At 68.9% G+C, this 16,669-nt stretch carries 20 protein-coding genes; 15 read left to right on the plus strand and 5 right to left on the minus strand.

Annotated features, from left to right (window positions below; genetic code table 11):
• Positions 1-22 precede the first annotated feature (22 nt).
• The 8 genes from AX750_RS10525 to AX750_RS10560 all read left to right on the plus strand — a co-directional run bounded on the left by AX750_RS10525 (position 23) and on the right by AX750_RS10560 (position 6,900).
• A complete protein-coding gene (locus tag AX750_RS10525; RefSeq protein WP_066719679.1) occupies positions 23-256 on the plus strand; it encodes an AbrB/MazE/SpoVT family DNA-binding domain-containing protein in 234 nt (77 codons plus the stop codon).
• 2 nt (positions 257-258) lie between these two features.
• Positions 259-657 (plus strand): type II toxin-antitoxin system VapC family toxin, encoded by a 399-nt coding sequence (locus tag AX750_RS10530; protein WP_066719682.1) that lies wholly within the window; start codon positions 259-261, stop codon positions 655-657.
• Between the two features lie 314 nt (positions 658-971).
• A complete protein-coding gene (gene rpsA, locus AX750_RS10535; RefSeq protein WP_066721713.1) occupies positions 972-2,675 on the plus strand; it encodes a 30S ribosomal protein S1 in 1,704 nt (567 codons plus the stop codon).
• Positions 2,676-2,763: 88 nt separating this feature from the next.
• Positions 2,764-4,053: an Hsp70 family protein gene (locus AX750_RS10540; RefSeq protein WP_066721709.1), complete on the plus strand. Its 1,290-nt coding sequence runs from the start codon at positions 2,764-2,766 to the stop codon at positions 4,051-4,053.
• 131 nt (positions 4,054-4,184) lie between these two features.
• The gene (gene sppA / locus AX750_RS10545; protein ID WP_066721707.1) at positions 4,185-5,153 is read left to right on the plus strand and encodes a signal peptide peptidase SppA; all 969 of its coding nucleotides are present in this window, start codon (positions 4,185-4,187) and stop codon (positions 5,151-5,153) included.
• 28 nt (positions 5,154-5,181) lie between these two features.
• On the plus strand, positions 5,182-5,466 hold the full coding sequence (gene ihfB / locus AX750_RS10550) for an integration host factor subunit beta (RefSeq protein ID WP_066721705.1): 285 nt from the start codon (positions 5,182-5,184) through the stop codon (positions 5,464-5,466).
• Positions 5,467-5,611: 145 nt separating this feature from the next.
• Positions 5,612-5,950, plus strand: a complete 339-nt coding sequence (locus tag AX750_RS10555) for a LapA family protein (RefSeq protein ID WP_066721703.1) — start codon at positions 5,612-5,614, stop codon at positions 5,948-5,950.
• Positions 5,950-6,900: an ornithine cyclodeaminase family protein gene (locus AX750_RS10560; protein WP_066721701.1), complete on the plus strand. Its 951-nt coding sequence runs from the start codon at positions 5,950-5,952 to the stop codon at positions 6,898-6,900. The genes AX750_RS10555 and AX750_RS10560 overlap by 1 nt, the downstream gene beginning before the upstream one ends.
• Positions 6,901-6,920: 20 nt before the next feature.
• On the opposite strand, the gene AX750_RS25490 is transcribed toward AX750_RS10560, so the two are convergent.
• Both AX750_RS25490 and AX750_RS10565 read right to left on the minus strand, forming a co-directional pair.
• On the minus strand, positions 6,921-7,094 hold the full coding sequence (locus tag AX750_RS25490) for a DUF3309 family protein (protein WP_082733039.1): 174 nt from the start codon (positions 7,092-7,094) through the stop codon (positions 6,921-6,923).
• 101 nt (positions 7,095-7,195) lie between these two features.
• Positions 7,196-8,182 carry a tripartite tricarboxylate transporter substrate binding protein gene (locus AX750_RS10565; RefSeq protein WP_066721699.1) on the minus strand — a complete coding sequence of 329 codons (987 nt, stop codon included), beginning with the start codon at positions 8,180-8,182 and terminating at the stop codon, positions 7,196-7,198.
• Between the two features lie 140 nt (positions 8,183-8,322).
• Here AX750_RS10565 and mepA point away from each other — a divergent pair, with 140 nt between their 5' ends.
• Positions 8,323-9,270, plus strand: coding sequence for a penicillin-insensitive murein endopeptidase (gene mepA / locus AX750_RS10570; protein ID WP_066721697.1), 948 nt, complete (start codon positions 8,323-8,325; stop codon positions 9,268-9,270).
• Between the two features lie 7 nt (positions 9,271-9,277).
• On the opposite strand, the gene AX750_RS10575 is transcribed toward mepA, so the two are convergent.
• Together AX750_RS10575 and AX750_RS10580 are read right to left on the minus strand one after the other, a co-directional pair.
• Complete coding sequence (locus tag AX750_RS10575) at positions 9,278-10,414, minus strand: extensin family protein (RefSeq protein ID WP_066721695.1); 1,137 nt, start codon at positions 10,412-10,414, stop codon at positions 9,278-9,280.
• A gap of 98 nt (positions 10,415-10,512) precedes the next feature.
• A complete protein-coding gene (locus AX750_RS10580; RefSeq protein WP_066721693.1) occupies positions 10,513-10,917 on the minus strand; it encodes a DUF2306 domain-containing protein in 405 nt (134 codons plus the stop codon).
• A gap of 174 nt (positions 10,918-11,091) precedes the next feature.
• Between AX750_RS10580 and AX750_RS10585 the strand changes: the two genes are divergently transcribed.
• The 6 genes from AX750_RS10585 (at position 11,092) to AX750_RS10610 (ending at position 16,036) form a co-directional block, all read left to right on the plus strand.
• Positions 11,092-11,319: a DUF2798 domain-containing protein gene (locus tag AX750_RS10585; RefSeq protein WP_066721691.1), complete on the plus strand. Its 228-nt coding sequence runs from the start codon at positions 11,092-11,094 to the stop codon at positions 11,317-11,319.
• Position 11,320: 1 nt separating this feature from the next.
• Complete coding sequence (locus AX750_RS10590) at positions 11,321-12,565, plus strand: amidase (RefSeq protein ID WP_066721689.1); 1,245 nt, start codon at positions 11,321-11,323, stop codon at positions 12,563-12,565.
• Between the two features lie 385 nt (positions 12,566-12,950).
• Positions 12,951-13,280 carry a hypothetical protein gene (locus AX750_RS25970; RefSeq protein ID WP_156446565.1) on the plus strand — a complete coding sequence of 110 codons (330 nt, stop codon included), beginning with the start codon at positions 12,951-12,953 and terminating at the stop codon, positions 13,278-13,280.
• Positions 13,281-13,429: 149 nt separating this feature from the next.
• The gene (locus tag AX750_RS10600; protein ID WP_066721685.1) at positions 13,430-14,428 is read left to right on the plus strand and encodes a TIM44-like domain-containing protein; all 999 of its coding nucleotides are present in this window, start codon (positions 13,430-13,432) and stop codon (positions 14,426-14,428) included.
• Positions 14,429-14,593: 165 nt separating this feature from the next.
• Positions 14,594-15,400 carry a 4-hydroxy-tetrahydrodipicolinate reductase gene (dapB, locus tag AX750_RS10605; protein ID WP_066721723.1) on the plus strand — a complete coding sequence of 269 codons (807 nt, stop codon included), beginning with the start codon at positions 14,594-14,596 and terminating at the stop codon, positions 15,398-15,400.
• Positions 15,401-15,412: 12 nt separating this feature from the next.
• The gene (locus AX750_RS10610; RefSeq protein ID WP_066721683.1) at positions 15,413-16,036 is read left to right on the plus strand and encodes an alpha-ketoglutarate-dependent dioxygenase AlkB; all 624 of its coding nucleotides are present in this window, start codon (positions 15,413-15,415) and stop codon (positions 16,034-16,036) included.
• A gap of 8 nt (positions 16,037-16,044) precedes the next feature.
• Here AX750_RS10610 and AX750_RS10615 read toward each other — a convergent pair whose 3' ends face one another.
• Positions 16,045-16,668, minus strand: coding sequence for a trimeric intracellular cation channel family protein (locus tag AX750_RS10615; protein WP_066721681.1), 624 nt, complete (start codon positions 16,666-16,668; stop codon positions 16,045-16,047).
• Position 16,669: the final 1 nt, after the last annotated feature.

Here is a 16,669-nt window from a genome sequence, read left to right on the forward strand (position 1 = left end):
ATCTTCTTGCAGGAGGAAGCCGATGGCCACGACCCGCGCCTTCAAATCCGGCAATAGCCAGGCTGTGCGCATTCCTGCCGAAATGGCGTTCGAGGATGGTCAGGAACTGACGATCACCCGGCATGGCGACGTGTTGACGATCTTGCCGAAGAGCGAAGGCCTCCGCCAGGTTCTGGAAGAACTTCTCGCGGCCCCGCCGCTCCCGCCTTCCGGGCCGCTTGAACGGATCGAGCTTCCCGAGCGGAAGCGATATTGAGCGTGGCCTTTCTCCTCGACACCAACGTCGTTATCGATGCCCGCGACGGCGTGAGGTCCGTTCTGAGGAAAATGATGGAGCACGAGGGCGCCGTGCTGGTGTCGGCTCTGAGCGTCGCCGAGCTCCAGAGAGGGCTCAGATCGACCGATCCCGATGCGCTGGGCCGCCGCGCGCGGCTGGAGAAGCTACTGGCAAACCTGCCCGTCGTGGCTTTCGGCAAGGCTCAGGCCGAGGCGTATGGCGCGGTACTGTCGGTGCAAGGTTGGGTCCGGGGCCGCGACTTCGATCGCATGATCGCCGGGCATGCCATCAGCCTCGGCGCCACCCTCGTTACCAACAACCAGCGCGACTTCCGCGACATTCCCGGTCTCGCGGTCGAGAATTGGCTGGCGGAAGCCTGACGGACCCTCTTGGCGGCGTCCGCCCTTGCCCCGTCACCAGATTTCCACTACATCGCGCCTGTCCGAAGGGCCGTGATCGATCACAGCCGGGGGCGGCCTTTCCGGCCGGCTCCCGTTTCGTGTTTGGGGCGGACCGTTCGGATGCGGATGCGGAACCGGCGGTTTGGCGCCGTCCGCCGGCCCGGCGCCTCGTGCGCGGGCCTGGCGGCGAGCCTCTCGACGAGGCGCCGACGGGAGCATCCGGCCCGCAACACCAACCCAAACGGGCGCTTGCCGGACATCCGCGGGAGACGCGGCCGGCGTCAGGAGCATACATGTCAGCCGTAGAAAGCTTTTCGGGCCGCGAGGATTTCGCCGCCCTTCTCGAGGAATCGTTCAACCGTAACGAGGCCCTCGAAGGTTCCGTCATCAAGGGCAAGGTCGTCGCCATCGAGAAGGATATGGCGATCATCGACGTCGGCCTGAAGACGGAAGGGCGCGTCGCGCTCAAGGAATTCAACGGCCCCGGCCGTGACCAGGACATCAAGGTCGGCGACGAGGTCGAGGTCTATCTGGACCGGATCGAGAACGCCCTCGGCGAGGCCGTCATCTCGCGCGACAAGGCGCGCCGCGAGGAGAGCTGGGTCAAGCTCGAGAAGGCCTTCGAGGCCCGCGAGAAGGTTTCGGGCGTCATCTTCAACACCGTCAAGGGCGGCTACACCGTCGATCTCGACGGCGCCGTGGCCTTCCTGCCGCGCTCGCAGGTCGACATCCGTCCGATCCGCGACGTCGGCCCGCTGATGGGCCAGCCGCAGCCCTTCGAGATCCTCAAGATGGATCGCCGCCGCGGCAACATCGTTGTGTCGCGCCGCACCGTCCTCGAAGAGACCCGCGCCGAGGCTCGTTCCGAGCTGGTCGCCTCGCTCGAAGAGGGCCAGGTCATCGACGGCGTCGTCAAGAACATCACCGAATACGGTGCCTTCGTGGATCTGGGCGGCATCGACGGCCTGCTCCATGTCACCGACATGGCCTGGCGTCGCGTCAACCATCCGTCCGAGGTCGTGACCATCGGCCAGACGGTCAAGGTCAAGATCATCAAGATCAACCAGGACACGCACCGCATCTCGCTCGGCATCAAGCAGCTGCTCGCCGACCCGTGGGATGGCATCGCGGCGCGTTACCCGGTCGGTGCGCGCCTCAAGGGCCGCGTCACCAACATCACGGACTACGGCGCCTTCGTCGAAGTGGAGCCGGGCATCGAAGGCCTCATCCACGTCTCCGAGATGTCCTGGACCAAGAAGAACGTCCACCCCGGCAAGATCGTCTCGACCTCGCAGGAAGTCGACGTCGCGATCCTCGAGGTCGATCAGGTCAAGCGCCGCATCTCGCTCGGCCTCAAGCAGACCCTGCGCAACCCGTGGGAGGTTTTCGCCGAGCAGCATCCGAGCGGTTCGGTGGTCGAGGGCGAGGTCAAGAACAAGACCGAGTTCGGCCTGTTCCTGGGTCTCGAAGGCGACATCGACGGCATGATCCACCTCTCCGATCTCGACTGGAACCGTCCGGGCGAGCAGGTCATCGAGGAATACAAGAAGGGCGACATGCTGCAGGCTGTCGTTCTCGATGTGGACGTCGAGAAGGAGCGCATCTCGCTCGGCCTGAAGCAGCTCGGCGGCGATCCCTTCGTGGATGCCGGCGAGTTCAAGAAGGGTCAGGTCGTCACCTGTGAGGTGATCGAGGTCAAGGAAGGCGGTCTCGACGTCAAGATCGCCGGCACCGACATGACCACCTTCATCAAGCGCGCCGAGATCGCCCGCGATCGCCAGGAGCAGCGCCCCGAGCGCTTCGCCGCCGGCGAGAAGGTCGACGCCCGCGTCGTCCTCTTCGACAAGAAGGCTCGCAAGATCCAGGTCTCGATCAAGGCTCTGGAGATGGCCGAGGAGAAGGAGGCGATGGCGCAGTACGGCTCCGCCGACTCCGGCGCTTCGCTCGGCGACATCCTGGGCGCCGCCCTCAAGAAGGCGACGACCGAGAAGAAGTGATCGCTCGGCTGCTTCGGCAGCCGGATCGTCCAACCGGCCCGCGCGGAGCAATCCGCGCGGGCTTTTGTTTCGGATCGAGGATCGGACCATGACCCCCGCCGCCATCGGCATCGACTTCGGCACTACCAACAGCGTCGTCGCGCTCGCCGGCGCCGACGGGAGCGTCGTGACACGCTCCTTCGCGACGAAGCAGGGGGCCGTGGACGCCTATCGCTCGGCGCTGATGTTCTGGCGCGAGGGACGCCCGCCCGCGACCCGCATCGCCCATGTCAGCGGGCCCGACGCGCTCGACATGGCGCTGGGCATGACCACCGAACATCGCTTCCTGCAGTCGCTCAAGACGCATCTCTCCAGCCGCGCCTTCCAGGAGACGCGGCTCTTCGGCAAGCTGTTCCGGCTCGAGGACCTGATCGGCGTCTTCCTCGCCGACCTCGTCGCCGGGCTCGATGGCTTGGCCGGGACGCCGCTCGTTTCGGGGCGCCCCGTGGTCTTCGCCGGCGAGCGCCCGGACGAGGACCTCGCGCTGGGCCGCCTGCGGACCTCCTATGCCGAGGCCGGCATGAGCCAGGTCGATTTCGCCTACGAGCCGCTCGGCGCCGCCTACTGGTACGCCCGCGAGCTGACCCGGCCGCAGACCATGCTCGTCGCGGATTTCGGCGGCGGCACCAGCGACTTCTCGGTGATGCGCTTCGAGCCCGGCGCGGCCGGCCGGCTGGAGGCGACGCCGCTGTCGCATGCCGGTGTTGGCGTCGCCGGCGACACCTTCGACTATCGCATCATCGAACATGCGATCTCGCCGCGGCTCGGCAAGGGCACGCAGTACCGTTCCTTCGGCAAGCTCCTGCCGATCCCGGCGCATTACCACGCCGCCTTCGCGCAATGGCACCGGCTCTCGCTGATGAAGAGCCGCGAGACCATGGCCGAGCTCAAGGCGCTGATCCGCGATGCGGTCGAACCCGACCGGCTCGAGGACCTGCTCACCGTGATCGAATACGATCTCGGCTACGAGCTTTACCGTGCAGTCTCCGCGGCGAAGATCGCGCTGTCGGGCGCCGACGATACGGTGCTGCGCTTCGAGCAGACCGGCATCTCGATCGAGCGTCGCATCACGCGAAACGATTTCGAGAGCTGGATCGCGCAGGACGTCGCGGCCATCGAGGCGGCACTCGACCGGGCGCTCGTCGAGGCCGGTGTCGCCGCAGAGGCGATCGAGGCCGTTTTCATGACCGGCGGGACCTCGCATGTGCCGGCGGTGCGGGCGCTGTTCGATCGACGCTTCGGCCGGGAGCGCATCCATGTCGGCGACGCCTTCCGCTCGGTCGCCAGCGGGCTCGCGCTGCTTGCGCTCGACCGCGCGCGCGCCTCGGTCGCGGCCTGAACGGCCGCTGTCGCCTTGCCCCGGCAGGGGGGCGGGGCTACATCACGGGCGCCGGAGCATGATGCCCGGCGCCGAAAGCGGCGTCGCGGCAGCCGAGCCGTCCCGGTCTGAAACCCGCCAGGAGTGCCCTGATGTCGTCCGATGCCGATCTGCTCGCCGACCGTCGCAGCCTGCGCCGCAAGGTGACGCTGTGGCGCCTTCTCGCGGTCGTCGGCGTGCTCGGCGCGGCCGTCGTGGCGGGCCTCGCCTGGACGGGCCGCACGCCGGGTTCGCTGTCGCAGGAACACATCGCCCGCGTCACGATCTCGGGTTTCATTTCCGGCGACCGCCGCACGCTGGAGCTGATCAAGTCGCTGGAAGAGAGCCGCGCCGCGGCGGTGATCCTGCGCATCGACAGCCCCGGGGGCACGGTCAGCGGGTCGGAAGCCCTCTACGAATCCCTGCGGCGGCTGGCCGCGAAGAAGCCGACGGTCGCGGTGGTCGACGGGCTCGCCGCCTCCGGTGGCTACATCGCCGCGCTCGGCTCGGACCGGATCGTGGCGCGCCAGACCTCGCTGGTCGGTTCGATCGGCGTGCTGTTCCAGGTCCCCAATGTCGGACAGTTGCTCGACACGATCGGCGTCAAGGTCGAATCCATCAAGTCCAGCCCGCTCAAGGCGGCTCCGAGCGGTTATGAGCCGACGTCGCCGGAGGCGCGTGCCGCGCTCCAGCGCGTGGTCGACGACAATTACGACTGGTTCAAACGCATGGTCCGCGATCGGCGCAAGCTGGCCGATCCCGAGGTGGCCGTGGTGTCGGACGGGCGTGTCCATAGCGGCCGGCAGGCAGCGGCACTCAAGCTCGTGGACGAAATCGGCGGCGAGCCGGAAGCCATCGCCTGGCTCGAAAGGGACAAGGGCGTCGCGAAGGGGCTGCGCGTCCGCGACTGGCGCCGCACCAGCGAGTCCTCTTCGATGGGGCTGTGGAGCCTGAGCGAGGCGCTCGCCCGCGCTGCCGGTCTCGACACGCTCGCCGCCGTGCTGGCGCGCGCTGCCGACCAGCCGCTCGGTTTGCGGCTTGACGCGCCTCTGGCGCTCTGGCAGCCTGCCGTCGAAAAGTGATGTTGATACAAGCGGTTATATTGCAGCGATGATCAAATCAGAACTCGTCCAACGCATCGCCGAGCGCAATGGTCATCTGTATCAGCGCGACATCGAGAACATCGTGACGGCGATCCTCGACGAGATCGTCAAGGCGCTGTCGCGGGGCGACCGGGTGGAACTGCGCGGCTTTGGCGCCTTCTCCCGCAAGGCCCGCTCCGCCCGCGTCGGCCGCAACCCGCGGACCGGCGATGCGGTCGAGGTCGAGGAGAAGTTCGTGCCCGTCTTCAAGACCGGCAAGGAGCTGCGCCTGCGGCTGAACGGCAAGGCCTGAGCCGGCCGGAGCGCTCGAGGCCGGCCAACCAAGATCCGCGAGGGCGGGGCGCCCGCATTCTCTCGCGATCCCGTCGACGGCGCCCGGCGCCGTCCCACCGCGCGGCCCTTGGGTGCCGATGCGGCGACCTTGCAAAGGAAGTGCGATGAAATCCTTCTTCAAGGCCCTGATCCTGGTCCCGATCGCGCTGGCGGTCGTGCTCTTCGCCGTCGCCAACCGGGCGCCGGTGCGGGTCTCTTTCGACCCCGTCAGCCGCGATGCGCCCCAGTTCGCCTTCGATGTTCCGCTCTTCGCCGTCGTCCTGGCGGCGCTGGCGGTCGGTGTGCTAATCGGTGGTTTCGCGGCCTGGCTGGCGCAGGGGAAACACCGCAAGGCCGCGCGTCGCAACCGCCGTGAGGCCGAGGCGCTGCGCGCCGAGACGCAGATGCTGCGATCCGCCGTGCCGGACTCCGCCCTGCCGGCCCTGACCAACGGGCGCGTCTGATGCGGCTGTTCGGACAGGCCGAGATCGACGCGGCGCTGAGCTTCCCCGGGCTGATCGATACGCTGGCCGAGGCGTTCCGCGGCGAAGCCGTGGTGCCTCCGCGGGCGCATCACCGCATCGAGCGGCCCGGCGAGGAGGCCGTGCTGCTGATTATGCCGGCCTGGAGCGCAGCTGAGGCCGCGCACCCCTACATCGGCACCAAGATCGTCTCCGTCTTCTTCGCCAATGGCACGCGCAACCTGCCGGGGGTGATGGGCGCCTACCTCCTGATGGACGGGCGCACGGGCGAACCGCTGGCGGTGATGGACGGAACCCGGCTGACGCTCTGGCGGACGGCGGCGGCTTCAGCCCTGGCCTCGCGCCATCTCGCCAATCCCGCCGCCAGCAAGATGCTCATGGTGGGCGCAGGCGGCCTTGCCCCCTTCCTGATCAAGGCGCATCGCTCGGTGCGGCCGCTGACCGACATCGCGATCTGGGCGCGGCGACCCGAGGCCGCGGAGGCCGTTGCGGCTCAGCTCACGGCCGAGGGCATCGCGGTCCGTGCCGTGACCGATCTCGAAGGCGAGGCGCGTACCTCCGACATCATCTCCTGCGCCACCAACGCGACCGAGCCGCTGATCCACGGGCGCTGGCTCAAGCGCGACGCCCATCTCGATCTCGTCGGCGCCTTCACCATGCAGATGCGGGAGGCCGATGCCGAGGCGCTGCACCGGGCGCGCGTCATCGTCGACTCGGAGAAGGCCATCGACGAGGGCGGCGATGTCGCGATCGGGATCGACGAAGGCGATTATGCGGCGGAGCGTGTCGCCGGCACGCTGACGGACATCTGCCACGGCCGTGTCCCTGGTCATGCCGAGGGCGGTGAGATCACCCTGTTCAAATCGGTCGGTATGTCGCTGGAAGATCTCGCCGCCGCGATTGCCGTCTGGGAGAACCGCACGCCCCTTTGAGGGCGCGCGGCCATCAACCGTCAGACGCGCACCGGCGCGCCCCCGAGCGCGCCCAGGAGCCAGAGAACCAGCAGCACCACCAGAGCGAGGCCGAGCACGCCGCCGAGCCCCGCGGTGCCATATGAGCGATGTCCGTAATACCCGCCGCCACCGAGCAGCAGGACGACTATCAGGACGATGACGAGCGTGGACATGGCGGCAACCCTTCGACGGCGCATCGCGACGGCGATGCGACTGGATGCCGGGGCAACGCCGCCGCCGAAGGCGGGTTCCCTTCAGGGTGCGCGCCGCAGACTCACTCGACCTTGATGCCGATCTCCTTGATCAGGCCGCCCCATTTCGTCATCTCGCCTTGCAGGAAGGCGGCGAGCTCGGCCGGGGTGCCGCCCACCGGTTCGGCAGCCAGCTGATCCATCTTGGCGCGCAGCGCCGGATCGGCGAGGCCGGCTTTGGTATCGGCCTGGATCTTGTCGATGATGGCTTGCGGCGTCTTGGCGGGCGCGAAGAGCGCAAACCAGGAGGACACGTCGAAGCCCGGCACCGTCTCGGCGATGGGCGCGAATTCCGGGGCGGCCGCCGAGCGCTTGGCGGTGGTGATGCCGAGCCCGCGGATCGAGCCGGCCCGCACATGCGGCAACGCCTGGGTGATGTTGTCGAAGATCAGGTCGATGCGCCCGCCGATCAGATCCTGCGTCGCCTGAGCCGTGCCGCGATAGGGGACATGCACCATCTTCGTCCCGGTCAGCTTCTGGAAATACTCGCCCGAGAGATGCACCGAGGTGCCGATGCCGGAGGAGCCGTAGCTGAGCTTGCCCGGATTCGCCTTGGCATAGGCGATCAGATCCGCGACGGACTTCACCGGCAGGTCCTTGTTCACGACGAGCAGGTTCGGCACCAGCGCGACCATCGTGATCGGCGCCAGATCCTTGACCGGGTCGTAGTTCAGCTTCGGGTAGAGATACTGGTTCGTCGCCATGCCGACCGAGACGATCAGAAGCGTATCACCATTGGGCTCGGCCTTGGCGACGGCATCCGTGCCGATATTGCCGCCTGCGCCGGCGCGGTTCTCGACCACGAAATTGATGCCCCAGCTCTGGCCGAGCTTGTCGGCGACGAGGCGGCCGAGCACGTCGGTGGCGCCGGCCGGGGGAAACGGCACCACGAGCTTGATGGTGCGGCCCTGCGGCCACGCCGCCTGCGCGAAGGCGCTGCCCGGTGCAGCGATCGCGCCGGCGCCGAGCGCGGCGAGCAGGCTGCGACGGTCGATCGAGAATGAATTCATCGGTAATCCTTCCCCCAAGCTGGCGGCTTCCATCCGGTCCGCCACTGATTGCACCAGAAGCTGCCGTCTAGGGGCAGGGTTGTCCATCGCCAAATCGTCGGTGGCTTGACCCGCCCAGCGGAGCTGGACGAATCTGGCTCATGCCCCGTTTTCATCGCCGAATCGCTGCCGCCTGCCTGCTGGCCGCAGCCCTCCTGCCCGCGGCCGCCGGCGCACAGTCGACCGCGGAGGAGGAGGCCAAGCGCCGCGCCGCCAACATCGCCGCCTTCCCGGATGCCGCGCGCGCGCTCTTCGGCCAGAAGACGGCGCCAGCCAATATGCAGGCCCGCGCGATCGGCTCTTATGCGCGCGGCTGCCTCGCCGGCGCGACGGCGCTGCCCGTGGACGGACCGAGCTGGCAGGTGATGCGGCTGAACCGCAACCGCTACTGGGGCCACCCCGTCCTGATCGAATACCTCGAGGATCTCGCTCGCGAGGTCCCGCGGATCACGGGCTGGCCTGGCCTGCTCGTCGGCGACATCTCTCAGCCGCGGGGCGGCCCGATGCTGACCGGCCATGCCTCCCACCAGATCGGCCTCGACGCCGATCTCTGGCTGACGCCGATGCCGCGCGGACGGCTCGACCGCGAGGCGCGCGAGAACATGCCGGCGGTCAACATGGCCCGTGCCGACTGGCGCGATGTCGATCCCAGGCACTGGACGCCGGCCCATACCCGCCTGATCAGGGCCGCCGCCAGCGAACCGCGGGTCGAGCGGATCTTCGTCAATCCCGCGATCAAGGTCGCGCTCTGCCGCGAGGCCGGAGCCGACCGCACCTGGCTCAACAAGGTCCGGCCGATCTGGGGCCACAACTACCATTTCCATATCCGGATGAGCTGTCCGGCCGGCATGGCGAGCTGCAGCGGCCAGGAGCCGCCGAATTTCGGCGATGGCTGCGGCCAGGAACTGACCGACTGGATCGAGCGGCAGCGCGCTGCGATTTTCGCGCCGCCCAAGCCGCCCCGCACCGGGCCGGCGCCCAAGCCCAAGCCGCCTATGGCGCTGGACGAGCTGCCGGCCGAATGCCGGCAGGTCCTGGTCTCACGCTGAGCCCGGCTCAGCGGCGGGGTGTCGTCCGCCCGGAGCTGTAGGCGAAGGGGTCGCGCTGGGGCGTGATCAGCGGCTGGGCCTGGTCGTAGCCCTCCTGATCGATGACGCCCGTGCCCTCGTCGTCGCCGATGACGACTTCCTCCGTCGGCGGCACCGAGCCCGGCAGCGTCAGCGGCCCGCGCTGCTCGCCCGGCAGGTTCTGGACGTCGCCCGGCCGGTTGTAACGCGGCGGATTGAGCGGCCGATTGTCGTACTCCTCGAGGAAGCGGCGCTGGGCGTCGAGCCCCTGTCCCTGATGGTTCGCGACCGGATAGCCGCCCGTCGACACCGCCCCCGGCGGCCGCAGGCCGCCCTGGGGCTGTCGCAGCAACGACCCGCCCGCGACCATGGCCGGCGCGCCGTCGCGCAGGCTCGGCTGCGCCGAGGAGTAGGGCCGGGCCGGATCGGGCGGCGGCAGGTTGTGGTTCGGCGTGTATTTGATCACCGGCTTGCAGATGTGGCGGCCCTTCGAATGGCGCGCCAGGTCGATGTGGAAGTGATCGTAGTGGAACATGTCCGCGCCCGGGCCGAGCACGGTCGAGAAACGCTCGCAGGCGCCGACGAAGATCTCGCGCAGGAAGTTCTGCTCCTCGGGCGAGCCGCGCCAGCCATCCTTCACTGTGACCGTGCGGCCGTCATTGAGCCGGAAGGCGAACACGTCCACGGCGTTGCCATAGGCATGTTCGGAGGTGCGGCTGGTCCCGGTGCCGTTGTTCATGGCTCGGCAGGAATAGGAGCCCGCCCGCATCTCGATCACCTGCGCGCCGAGCACGTTCTGCGCCGCCGGCTGCACCACTTCCGCGAGCCATTTGTCGGTGGTCGCGACCACGGGGCAGGCCAGCGTCGCCTTGCTGGTCAGTCCGATGCCGCCATTGGCGAAAGCCGCGACCCTGAGCGGCCTTTCCATGCCGCAGGTTCCGGGCCCGTCGATCGGCTTCTCGCGCAGGCTGACATAGGCGGAGAGCTGCACCTGGCGGGAGGCCAGGCAGGCGGCCTCGGCCTGGTCGCGCCAGGCCGCGCGCTGCGGCTTCTGGAACTTGCCGCAGCCGGCAAGCCCGGTTCCGAGCAGTCCGAGAGCGATGAGGGCGAGGTGAACGCGTCGCATGACCCATCAATTGCGACCCGTTTCGTGAACGGTTTCTCAACCGGGTGAGCCCGGCGGGACACAGCCTCATGAACTTTGCAGGGGCGGTTAACCGTTCCCTAATGCGCCGTCGCCGCAGCGCCGAAAGCGACCGCATGCATCAGCCGGCCCGGGAGCAGCGTGAAGGCGCCGGCGATGACGAGGCCCAGCAGCAGGCCGATCATCGCGGAGCGATGCGCCGCGATGTTGCCGCGCCGGCGCGCGAGCACGGCATAGGGCAGGCTGATGAGAGTCAGCAGCGTCAGCAGGTGGATCGCGCTGTAATGGCCGCTGCGGGCGATCGCGAGCGAACTGACCGCAGCCACCGCCATCGCCGGCACGAAAACCCAACCCAGACGCCGGTGCAACGGCGTCCCCTTGGGCAGCAGGGCCACCGCCACACCGGAGGCGAGAGCCGCGATCGCTCCGGCAACATGGAGCTGGATCACGGGCGAAGCGGTGGCGAGAGGAACGAGGGACGGCATTGCGGAGGTCTCAATGTTAATTGAATTAACATGACGGGGGGCTCCTGCAGCGTCAAGCGGCACGGACAGGGCCGGCAATGCCGGAGGGGCAAGCCCTCATGTCGTCACGCCTCTGGCCTGCATGCCGGGCGCATGCGACACAGCCCGATCCTCGCCGTCCAGGGAGATCGGCCGATGACGGGCAAGGCGCGCTTCATCTTTCCGGTTCTGATGGCCGGCATCATAGCTTTCCTGATGACCGCCCTCGTGACCTGGCTCAATCTCGGCCTGCCCGCCGACTTCGTCCGCCACTGGCTCGCCGCCTTCGCGGTCGCGTGGCCCTGCGCCGCGGTCACCGCCTTCATCGCCATTCCGGTCGCGCGCCGCGCGACCGGCCTCATCATCCGCGTCATCGGAGAGTGACATGCAGAGCCTGCGCGACATCCTCGCCCGTATCGCCCGTGGCGAGACCACGCCGGCCGGGGCGCTCGCCGTCAGCCAGGCGCGCATCGCCGCGCTTGAGCCTCGGATCCAGGCCTTCGCCAGCCGTCCGGACACGCTGCAGCCCGGCGAGGGCCCGCTCGCCGGCGTCGCCTGCGGCGTGAAGGACATCATCGACACGGCCGATCTGCCGACGATGATGGGCTCGCCGATCTATGCCGGGTGGCGGCCGCGGGCCGATGCGCCGATCGTCATGGCGCTGAAGGCGGCCGGCGCCACCGTCGCGGGCAAGACACACACCACCGCCTTCGCCTTTCTCGACCCCGCTCCGACCTTCAACCCGCATGATCCCGCCGCAAGCCCCGGTGGATCTTCGGCTGGCTCCGCCGCCGCCGTCGCGGCCGGCATGATCCCGCTCGCGATCGGCACGCAGACGGGTGGCTCGGTGATCCGGCCGGCCTCGTATTGTGGCGTCGCTGCGATCAAGCCCTCCTATGCGCTGCTGCCGACGGTCGGAGTGAAGCCCTTTTCCTGGTCGCTTGACACGCTCGGCCTGATGGCGGCGACCGCCGACGACGCGGGGCTGGCCCTGGCCGCCATCGCCGGACGCCCGGAACTCGACGCGCCGGCCGCATCGCTCAAAGGCCTGCGCATCGGCCTCCACCTCCAGGATTACGCCGGCGCTCCCGAGCCCGCATCGGCGACGGCGCTGGAGCGATTCCGCGAGCTGGCAACGGACGCGGGCGCGGTTCTGGTCCCGCATGACGGGCCCGCCGCCCTGGCGGAGGCCTTCCACGCGCATGGGCCACTGCAGGACTATGAGGCGACGCAGGCCTTGGCGTGGGAATATGCCCATCACCGGGAGGCGCTGCCGCCGAAGCTCCAGGCCTATCTGGACACGGCCCAGGCCGTGACGCCGGCGCAGTACGACGAAGCCCGTCGCCGATCCCGCCGCGGCCGGGACGCGGCCCGCGCCTTCTTCGCCGAAGTGGACGTGGTGGCGACCTTCGCGGCGCCGGGCGAGGCGCCGGACAGCCGCGACTCGACCGGTGACTCGCGCTTCAACCGGCTGTGGACCCTGCTCGGCGTGCCCTGCGCCACCGTTCCGGTCGCCCGCGGCCCGCGCGGTCTGCCCACAGGTGTCCAGGTCATCACCGGCTTCGGGCGCGACGAGCAGGCCATCGCAGTCGCCAAGGCGATTGAAAACCTTGTCGCGCGCGCTGGTTAGCAGAGATTATCCCCAAGACTATTCAGTGCTTTAAGCGATTTTTAGTCATACTCTTGGCTGTGCCGCCATGCCGCCACGCTGTCGCCCTCTTGCGGCCTTCGCCAGTTCTGCTAGCGTCGTGTCAGGTCAATGACACAGGAGGGTGTGATGAGCCTCACGCTACGTCTCGACCGATTGATCATGGGTGCGGCCTTCGCCTTCATGATCCTCATCGTGCTGGGTGCGTTCTGACCACGTCAGTCTCGAGTCGCTAAGACCATTGGGCTAAAGGCGCACCGCCGGGATCTCGTCCCGGCGGTGCTGCCGTTTTGGAGCCGTGCTCTCTTGTCGTCGCAGGCCTGCTCAGCTCTCGGGACAGGGGTTCTCCGTCACCTGCCAGGACATCATGTTGATCACCCGTCCGCACAGCGCCATGCGGCGCCCCTGGGTGGTGCGGATGCAGGCGGTGCTGCCCTCGGCGATCTTGCGCCCGTCATTCCAGCAGAAGCAGAGCGGTTCGGGCGCCTGGGCCTGCCGGGGGGGATCGAGCGGGATGGCCGGTTCGGCGGCCAAGCCCGAGAAGGGCAAGCCGATCATCGCCAAGGTCATGAAAAACACGTGCGACGTCGGGAAAATTCTTCGCGATCTGCGTGTTGTCGCGGCGACCGCGGCATTGAAAGCAGTCATATCTCGCTCCTGCGAAACGAAAGGTCGTCTGCAGCGCCATTGCGGCTAGTCTAACATGTTCGGCCACCGCATCCCAGAAATCTTATATTTTCATATTATTGTGTACTCGCAGGCGCTTAGTCGCGTGCGTCTTGCAGAACCAGAACGCATGCCCCATATTCCCACGTAGAGAGCCCAAGGGGGGCTCTGGGAGGAACCATGTCTCTGATCTCGCTCGCCCGTCGTGGTCGTGTCGTCGCCGTACTCGCTGGTGCTCTGCTCCTCGTGCCCGTGCTGGCCGAAGCGCGCCCGGGCGGCAAGGGAGGTGTCGGGAGCCGCGGCTCCCGGACCGAAGCGGCGCCCATGCGCACCGACACGACGCCCAACGGCGCCCAGCCCTTCCAGCGCAGCGCGCAGCCTTCGCCGGCGCAGGCCGCTCCGGCCGCGGGCGCGGCGGCCGCTGCCGCCCAGGCCGCGCGCCCCTCGATGGCCCGCAGCCTGATGATGGGCCTCGGCGCCGGCCTGCTCGGCGCCGGCCTGTTCGGCCTGCTGTCCGGCTCCGGCTTCTTCAGCGGCCTCGCTTCGCTGGCCGGCATCGTCGGCTTCCTGCTCCAGCTCGCCCTGATCGGTGGCGTGATCTGGCTGGCCGTGCGCTTCTTCCGCCGTCGCTCCGAGCCACAGCTCGCCACCGCAGGCGCGCCGCTGTCGCGTGAGGCGATGCAGCCCCAGCCGCGTCCGTCCGCTCCGGTCGGCGCCATGGCGGGTGGCCTCGGCGCCGCCGCGGCTGCTCCCGCTGCGGCCCAGACGACGCCGATCGAACTGGTGGGACAGGACTTCAACGACTTCGAGCGGCTCCTGGGCGAAATCAACGCCGCTTATTCGAACGAGGACGAGAAGGGTCTGCGCGAGCGTGTGACCGACGAGATGTTCGGCTATTTCGACGACGACCTGACCGCCAATGTGCGCAAGGGTGTGGTCGACCGCGTCTCCGACGTGAAGCTGCTCCAGGGCGACCTCTCGGAAGCCTGGACCGAGGAGGGCTTCGATTATGCCACCGTCGCGATGCGCTTCAGCCTGATCAACGCGCTCTACGAGCGCTCCAGCGGCAAGGTCGTGGACGGCAGCGCCACGGTGCCTCAGGAAGTCTCGGAGTATTGGACCTTCGTGCGCAGGCGCGGCGGCCCGTGGAAGCTCTCGGCGATCCAGCAGGCCGCCTGAGCCTCTCGAACACGACATCCGAACGGCCGGGGCGACCCGGCCGTTTTTCGTTGTGCGGTTTCGGGTGTCGCGCCCGCCCGATCCAGCCTATAGGCGGACTCCTGCGATCGGGCGGTCTGTGCTGCCTTGGAACGACACGCTTTGGAGATTCGCCTGATGTCGGACATGCGCCTCGTCGTCGTCGGAGCCGCCGGCCGGATGGGCCGCATGCTGTTGCGGGCCATCCACGACGCCCCGGGCTGTACGCTGTCGGCGGCGGTCGAGCGGCCGGGCTCGCCCCATCTCGGGCAGGACTCAGGGCTGCTCGCAGGGCTGCCGGCCAACGGCATTCCGGTCACGGACGATGCGGCGGCTGCCTTCGCCGCAGCCGACGGCGTGCTGGATTTCACCACGCCGGACGCGACCATTGCCTTCGCGGCGCTGGCGGCGCGGACCCGCATTGCACACATCGTCGGCACGACCGGGCTCGAACCGTCCCATCTGGCGAGGCTCGCCGAGGCGGCGCGCGACACCGCCATCGTCCGCTCCGGCAATATGAGCCTGGGCGTCAATCTGCTCGCCGCGCTGGTGCGCAAGGTCGCCGCGACGCTGGGGACGGATTGGGACATCGAGATCGTCGAGATGCATCACCGCATGAAGGTCGATGCGCCCTCCGGCACCGCGGTGCTGCTCGGCGAGGCGGCTGCGGCGGGCCGGGAGGTTGATCTGGCGCAGGAGCGCGTGGCGGTTCGTGACGGGCAGACCGGTGCCCGCGTGCCCGGCACGATCGGATTTGCGACCCTGCGCGGCGGCACTGTCGTGGGCGAGCACAAGGTCATCTTCGCGGGCGCGGGCGAGCGGCTCGAACTCGCCCATCTCGCCGAGGATCGCGGGCTCTTCGCGCAGGGGGCGGTCAAGGCGGCGCTGTGGGGCCGCGGGCGGGCGCCGGGGCTCTATTCCATGGCCGATGTCCTCGGGCTCGACAGCCTCTGAGCGGCGGCTGCGATGACGCGCCTCGCCGTCGCGCCCGGCGTCGTCCACTGGCCTGGCTATCTCGGGCCGGAGGCGCAGGCTGCATTGGTGGCGGATCTGCGCGCGGTCGCGGCGCAGGCGCCTTTCTTCCAGCCGCGCATGCCGAAGACCGGCAAGCCCTTCTCGGTCCGCATGACGAATTGCGGCACGCTCGGCTGGGTCTCGGACGAGACGGGATACCGCTACCAGCCGCTCCATCCCGTGACCGGCGAGCCCTGGCCGCCGATGCCGGACGTCCTGACGCAAGCCTGGCGCGATCTCGCCTCCTATCCGCACGAGCCCGAGGCCTGCCTCGTCAATTTCTATGCGGCCGACGCGCGGATGGGCCTGCATCAGGACCGCGACGAGCAGGAATTCGACGCCCCCGTGCTCTCGCTCTCGCTCGGCGACACGGCGGTCTTCCGCATCGGCGGGACACAGCGCGGCGGCAAGACGGTCTCGCTGAAGCTGGCCTCGGGCGATGCGCTGCTCTTCGGCGGCGAGGCGCGGCTCGCCTATCACGGCATCGACCGCATCCTCGCCGGCTCTTCGGCGCTGCTGCCGCAAGGGGGGCGGATCAATCTGACCTTGCGCCGCGTGACGAAGCCGCCAGCCTGAGCGCGGGCTCAGCGCGAGCCGTCCGACCCGGGCAGGTTCGGAAACGACCAGCCGAGCAGGATCGAGCCCGCGCGCAGGCCGAACCCGGCCGCCAGCCCGCCGAGCATGACGAGGGGTGCGCTGAAGCCCGTCGTGGTGAGAACAGCGGTCGCCCCGGCGCCCGCCGCGGCGGCGGTGACATAGAAGTCGCGGCTCCACAGCACCATGGCGCGGTCGCCCGCCAGAATGTCGCGCAGGATACCGCCGAAGGAGGCGGTGACCGCCCCCAGCGCCACGGCCGAGAGCGGCGGAACGCCTGCCGCCAGAGCTTTCTGCGTTCCCGAGACCGCAAAGAGGGCGAGCCCCGCCGCGTCGGCCCAGATCAGCAGACGCTTGGCGCTCCAGCTATCCATGCGGCCCGGGCGGAAATAGGCGATGGACCAGGCCGAGAGAGCCACCGCCGTGCAGATGATGACGCTCAGCGGCGCCTCGACCCAGGCGACCGGTCGGCCGAGCAAGAGATCGCGCAGCGTGCCGCCACCGACGCCGGTGACGGTCGCGAGCAGGATGAAGCCGAACGGATCCATGCCCTTGCGGGCGGCGACGAGGGCGCCGGTCAACGCGAAGACGGCGACGCCGGCGGCCTCGAGCACG

This window comes from Methylobacterium sp. CCH7-A2 (genome assembly GCF_001557075.1).
Lineage (GTDB): Bacteria > Pseudomonadota > Alphaproteobacteria > Rhizobiales > Beijerinckiaceae > Allobosea > Allobosea massiliensis.